Here is a 5861-nt window from a genome sequence, read left to right as displayed (position 1 = left end):
CGTCGCGACGCCGTCGGTGTCACGGGCCGCGGCGAGCACCCGGTCCAGCCGGTCCGCGTCCGCGACGACCACGGCGGGGTTGCCCGAGCCGCCGGGGAAGTGGTCGCCGAGCGTCTTCTGGGCGGCGACGGAGGGGGCGTCGACGACGAACGTCTCGTCCAGGGGGACGCCCTTGGAGGTGAGCGTGGGCGCGAAGGCGGCCCCGGCCAGCAGGACGACCAGGGTCACCGCCCACACGCGGCGCGGCGCCCGGTCGACGAGGCCCGCGACGCGCTGCCACAGGCCCTCGCCGGTGCGCGGATCGGCTGATCGGCCACCCGGCTCGGCGGGCCAGTAGGCGGCGGGGCCGAGCGCGACGAGGACGGCGGGCAGGAACGTGAGCGTGGCGAGGACGGCGCAGCCGATGCCGATGGCGCCGACCGGCCCGAGCGCCCGGTTGTTGGTGAGGTCGCTGAGCAGCAGGGCGAGCAGGCCCAGCGCGACGGTCGCGGCGCTGGCCACGATCGCGCCCCAGGACTGCCGCAGCGCGGCCCGCACGGCCACGAATCGGTCGGCGCGCGTGGCCAGTTCCTCCCGGAAGCGGGCGGTGAGGAGCAGGGCGTAGTCGGTGGCGGCGCCGATGACGAGGATGGACAGGATGCCCTGGACCTGTCCGTCCACGCGGACGACGCCGTGGTCGGCGAGCGCGTACACGACCGCGCAGGCGAGGCCGAGGGCGAACACCGCGCCGAGGATGATCACCAGCGGGAGCAGAACACTGCGGTAGACGAGCAGCAGGATCACCAGCACGGCCAGGAGCGCTACGGCGAGCAGCAGGCCGTCGATTCCGGCGAAGGCGTCGGACAGGTCCGCCTGGCTCGCGGCGGGTCCCGCCAGCTGGACGGTGGTGCCGGGAACGCCTTCGGCGGCGGCACGGATCCGGTCCAGGGTGCCGGACAGTTCATCGCCCGGGCCGGGCCGCAGGGGGACCACTCCTCGCAGGGCTTCGCGGTCCTCGGAGAGCAGTGCCGTCGAGACCGGTCCCGTCACGCCGGGGGTGCCGTCGAGGGAGGCGAGGGCCCGGTCGGCCGCGGCGCGCCGTGCGGCAAGGCTCTCGCCCGTCCAGACGACGATCGCCGGGAGCGCCTCGTCCTGCCGGAAGGCCCGCTGGGCGGCTATCACCTCGGTGGATTCGGCACTGCGCGGCAGGAACGCGGCCTGGTCGTTGGTGGCGACCTCACCGAGGCGTCCGGCGTAGGGGCCGAGGACTCCTCCGACGGCGAGCCAGACGGCGATCAGCAGAAGGGGAACGAGCCGGCGGGCGCGTCGGGGGGTGGTGGACATGGTGCTCCAGGCTCCGGGGCGGACAGGTCTCCATGACTGCCCGCACAACTGCCTCAACGAAAAACAATCTCAATCATTGAACTTGTTGGCGGGCGTGATCATAGACGTCGCCCGTTCTTCCGCCCTCACCCGGCCCTCGGATGCGCCTGCCCCACCGGGTCAGCGAGAACGGTCGGCGCCCGCGCCCAGTTCCTCGTTCATCGCCGCGAGGAACCGCAGCACCACGCCCAGTTCGTCCCCGGTGAACCGGGAGCGTGCGGCGTCGGTCGCCTCCGCCAGGGGCCGGAAGTAGGTACGGGCGGCCGAGCGCGCGTCGGCCGCGTAGTACAGGTGGACCACACGGCGGTCGGCGCTCTCCCGGACGCGGCGGACGTGTCCGGCACGCTCCAGCCGGTCCACGCAGGCGGTGACGGCTCCGGAGGTCAGTCCGAGGTGTTCACGCAGCCGTTTGGGTGTCATGGGTACCTCGGCGTCGAGGATCGCCGCGAGGGCCTGGACATCCGTCGCGTGCAGTCCGTGGTCACCCGCGAACGCGTGCACCAGCCGGTTGATCTCGCCGTTCATCCGGCGTAGCGCGACGGCGAAGGCGTGCAGGTCGGTCGGTGCCGTGGGGCGGCCGGACCTGCCTTCCCCCGCCCGCCGCTCGGGGTCGTTCACTGTGGCCACGCCGTCAGCGTAGCCGCCGTACCGATCACCCGATCGCGCGGCGGTGCCCCTCCGGCGCATCCATGACCGCTCTCGCGGTGGAAGTGATGACGGGGCAAGCCGACGCGAGCGACCGAGGAACTGAGGAACCCCCATGACGGGAGACGAACGCGGCAGCGGACCGCTCTGCCTGGTGACCGGTGCGACCGGGTACATCGGCGGGCGGCTCGTCCCGGAGCTGCTGGAGGCGGGCCTGCGGGTGCGCTGTCTGGCCCGCTCCCCCGACCGGCTGCGCGACCATCCGTGGGCCGGTGCCGTCGAGGTGGTCCGCGGGGACGTCACCGACGCGGAGTCCGTCGCGCGGGCGATGCGCGGCGTCGACGTCGGCTACTACCTGGTGCACGCGCTGGGCACCGGCAAGGGCTTCGAGGAGACGGACCGGCGGGCCGCGCGGGTCTTCGGGGAGCGGGCCCACGCCGCCGGGGTGCGCCGGCTCGTGTACCTGGGCGGTCTCACGCCGTACGGCGTGCCGGAGCGGGAGCTGTCGCCCCATCTGCGCTCGCGTGCCGAGGTCGGCCGGATCCTGCTGGACTGCGGTGTGCCCACGGCCGTCCTGCGGGCGGCCGTCGTCATCGGCTCGGGGTCGGCCTCCTTCGAGATGCTGCGCTACCTCACGGAGCGGCTGCCGGTGATGGTCACCCCGAGCTGGGTGCACACCCGGATCCAGCCCGTCGCCGTGCGGGACGTGCTGCGCGCCCTCGTCGGTTGTGCCCGGCTGCCGGACGACGTCAGCCGGACCTTCGACATCGGCGGCCCGGACGTCCTGACGTACCGCGAGATGATGCGGCGTTACGCCGCCGTCGCCGGGCTGCCGCACCGGCTCATCCTGTCCGTGCCGGTGCTCTCCCCGGGGCTGTCCAGCCACTGGGTCGGGCTGGTGACGCCCGTGCCGGCCTCGATCGCCCGGCCGCTCACCGAGTCGCTGCGCCACGAGGTGGTCTGCCGCGAGCACGACATCGCGCGGTACGTGCCGGATCCGCCCGGTCATCCGGTCGGCTTCGACGAGGCGGTACGGCTCGCCCTGCGGCGGGTCCGCGAGGCCAGGGTCACCACCCGCTGGTCGTCGGCCTCCCTGGCCGGCGCGCCCAGCGACCCCCTGCCCACCGATCCCGACTGGGCGGGCGGCAGCCTCTACGCCGACCGCCGCGAGCTGCGCGTGGACGCCCCCCGCGCGTCCCTGTGGCGGGTCATCGAGGGCATCGGCGGTGACAACGGCTGGTACTCCTTCCCGCTCGCCTGGGCCGTACGGGGGTGGCTGGACCGGCTGGCGGGCGGGGTGGGCCTGCGCCGGGGCCGCCGGGACCCCGCGCGGCTGCGGGTGGGCGACTCGCTGGACTTCTGGCGGGTCGAGGAGATCGAGCCGGGGCGGCTGCTGCGGCTGCGGGCGGAGATGCGGCTGCCGGGCCTGGCGTGGCTGGAGATGTACGCGGACACGGACGACACGGGGCACACCCTCTTGCGTCAGCGTGCCCTGTTCCATCCGCGTGGGCTGCTCGGGCACGCGTACTGGTGGAGCGTGGCCCCCTTCCACTCCGTCGTGTTCGGCGGCATGGCCCGCAACATCGCCCGGGCGGCCGTGGCGGACGCGACCGCCCGGGCGCGGGAGGAGGCGCCCGTGCCGTGATGCGTGCCGCGCCTTCCCCGAGGTGTGCCGGGGCGGCCCGCGCCCCGCCCCTCCGCCTCCGCCTCGGCCTCGGGCCCGTGCATCCGCCGGATGTCTCCGGCCGGAAGCAGCGCGTGACCGTCCGATCCCCTTCTCCGGAGTTCCGTCATGAACGTCTCGGTCGTCCTGTTCACCTGCGATCTGCGGCTGCACGACCATCCGCCGCTGCGCGCCGCCCTCGACGGCTCGCGGCAGGTGGTCCCGTTGTTCGTGCGCGACCGGGCCGTGGCCGGGGCCGGGTTCGCCGCGCCCAACCGGCTGGCGTTCCTCGCCGACTGTCTGCGCGACCTCGACGCGGGACTGCGTGAGCGGGACGGCCGGCTCGTGGTGCGCTCCGGCGACGTGGTGGCGGAGGTGTGCAGGGTGGCCGCCGAGGCGGACGCCGACGAGGTGCACCTGGCCGCCGACGTCAGCGCGTACGCCCAGCATCGGGAGGAACGGCTGCGGCGCGCGCTGGAGGCCGAGGGCGTGCGACTGCACGTCCACGACACGGTGACGTCCGCCGTGGAGCCCGGCGCGGTGCTGCCGGCCTCCTCGGACCATTTCGCGGTGTTCACGCCGTACTTCGGTCACTGGTCGCGGCAGCGGCTGCGCGAGGCGCTGGCCGCGCCGCGGACCGTGCGCGTACCGGAGGACATCGGCTCCGAGGAACTCCCTTCGCGGGAACGGCTGTCCGGTCTTTCGCCGGGTCTGGCGGCGGGTGGCGAGACGGAGGGCCGCGCACGGCTCTCCGCCTGGCTGGGGTCGGGGATCGAGGCGTACGAGGACCGGCACGACGACCTGGCGGGCGACGCGACCTCCCGGCTCTCACCCCATCTGCACTTCGGCACCCTCTCCCCCGTCGAGCTGGTCCACCGGGCCCGCAGGGCGGGCGGTCCGGGCGCCGCGGCGTTCGTACGCCAGCTCGCGTGGCGGGACTTCAACCGCCAGCTGCTGGCCGTACGACCGCAGGCCGCGTCCGTGGACTACCGGGCCAGGGACGATCGTTGGCGGGACGCTCCGGACGAGGTCGAGGCGTGGCGGGAGGGCCGCACCGGCTACCCGGTGATCGACGCGGCCATGCGCCAGCTCCGCCACGAGGGCTGGATGCACAACCGCGGCCGGCTCCTGACCGCGAGCTTCCTCACCAAGACGCTGTACGTCGACTGGCGCGTCGGCGCCCGCCACTTCCTGGACCTCCTGGTCGACGGCGACGTGGCCAACAACCAGCTCAACTGGCAGTGGACGGCCGGAACCGGCACCGACACCCGCCCCAACCGGGTCCTCAACCCGAACACCCAGGCGAAGCGGTACGACCCGGACGGGGAGTACGTACGGCGCTGGGTACCGGAACTGGCGGACATCGCGGGGCCGGCGGTGCACGAGCCGTGGAAGCTGCGGGGGCCGGATCGTGCCGCGCTGGACTATCCGGAGCCGATCGTCGAACTGGCGGAGGGACGCGAGCGGTTCCTGCGGGGGCGCACGTCCTCGACCGGTCGGACCGCCCGCCCGTAGAGACCGGACAGCGCCTCCACCGCCTCGTCCAGCGAGGACGGCCGGACCATTCCCGAGGCGGGGTGCCCGTGCCAGCCGGGGCCGCCCAGCACGACGAGCGACTGCCGGCGGGCGCCCTTCACGCCCCAGCGCATGGCGGCGACATGGCGGGCCAGGGACAGGCTCGCCGTGGAACGGGCCTGGGCCCACAGGACCACGGCCGCCGGGCCGAGCCGGTCGACCGCTCCGGTGAGGGCCTCGGCGGGGACATCCGCGCCGAACATCCTGGCAGGCAGGCCGAGTTCACCGAGGGCCGCGGTGAGCGCCTCCAGCGGCAGGCTGTGCTGTTCGCCGGGCACGCAGGCCAGGACGACCGGGCCCGGGGCGGTGGTGTCGTGGCGGGATGCGGGCGCCCCGGGGTGGCGGCGCAGGGTGGTGGAGACATGCCAGGACAGCAGGTGCTCGACCTCGATGTAACGGTCGCCGGACGACGCCCACTTGCGGCCCACCACGTGCAGCGTCGGCACCATCACCTCCTGCCAGGCGACCGTGAGTCCGTGCCGCTCGACGGCCCCGGCCAACAGGTCCTCCACCGCCGGGGCGTCGAGGCGTACGGCGGCACGGGCGAGGCCCCGGCACTCCTGGCGGAGGTCTGCCAAAGACGGCGGGCCGGGCGCGGGCGGCCGCCGCGGCCGAT

General features: G+C 74.5%; 5 protein-coding genes. 2 read left to right on the top strand and 3 right to left on the bottom strand.

What is annotated here, in order from left to right; translation table 11 throughout:
* Together AWZ10_RS28185 and AWZ10_RS28180 are read right to left on the bottom strand one after the other, a co-directional pair.
* A partial coding sequence (locus tag AWZ10_RS28185) for an MMPL family transporter (RefSeq protein ID WP_159058366.1) occupies positions 1 to 1323 on the bottom strand: 1323 nt, incomplete at its 3' end.
* 159 nt (positions 1324 to 1482) lie between these two features.
* The gene (locus tag AWZ10_RS28180) at positions 1483 to 1980 is read right to left on the bottom strand and encodes a MarR family winged helix-turn-helix transcriptional regulator (RefSeq protein ID WP_107417509.1); all 498 of its coding nucleotides are present in this window, start codon (positions 1978 to 1980) and stop codon (positions 1483 to 1485) included.
* Positions 1981 to 2122: 142 nt separating this feature from the next.
* On the opposite strand from AWZ10_RS28180, the gene AWZ10_RS28175 reads away from it, so the two are divergent.
* On the top strand, positions 2123 to 3652 hold the full coding sequence (locus AWZ10_RS28175; RefSeq protein WP_046702501.1) for an SDR family oxidoreductase: 1530 nt from the start codon (positions 2123 to 2125) through the stop codon (positions 3650 to 3652).
* A gap of 147 nt (positions 3653 to 3799) precedes the next feature.
* Positions 3800 to 5185, top strand: coding sequence for a cryptochrome/photolyase family protein (locus AWZ10_RS28170; RefSeq protein ID WP_060892367.1), 1386 nt, complete (start codon positions 3800 to 3802; stop codon positions 5183 to 5185).
* Here the strand turns inward: AWZ10_RS28170 and AWZ10_RS28165 are convergent.
* Positions 5095 to 5861 (bottom strand): cobalamin B12-binding domain-containing protein (locus AWZ10_RS28165; RefSeq protein WP_060892368.1); only part of this gene is annotated, 767 nt, incomplete at its 5' end. The genes AWZ10_RS28170 and AWZ10_RS28165 overlap by 91 nt on opposite strands.

The organism is Streptomyces europaeiscabiei (assembly GCF_001550375.1).
GTDB lineage: Bacteria > Actinomycetota > Actinomycetes > Streptomycetales > Streptomycetaceae > Streptomyces > Streptomyces europaeiscabiei.
The sequence above is the reverse complement of the archived record's forward strand: the minus strand, read 5'-3'. Positions and strand labels throughout refer to the sequence as shown.

What these genes read in the sequence shown, in the direction of transcription:
- AWZ10_RS28170 (WP_060892367.1), top strand. Translation starts at nt 3,800, where the DNA reads ATGAACGTCTCGGTCGTCCTGTTCACCTGCGATCTGCGGCTGCACGAC.
- AWZ10_RS28175 (WP_046702501.1), top strand. Translation starts at nt 2,123, where the DNA reads ATGACGGGAGACGAACGCGGCAGCGGACCGCTCTGCCTGGTGACCGGT.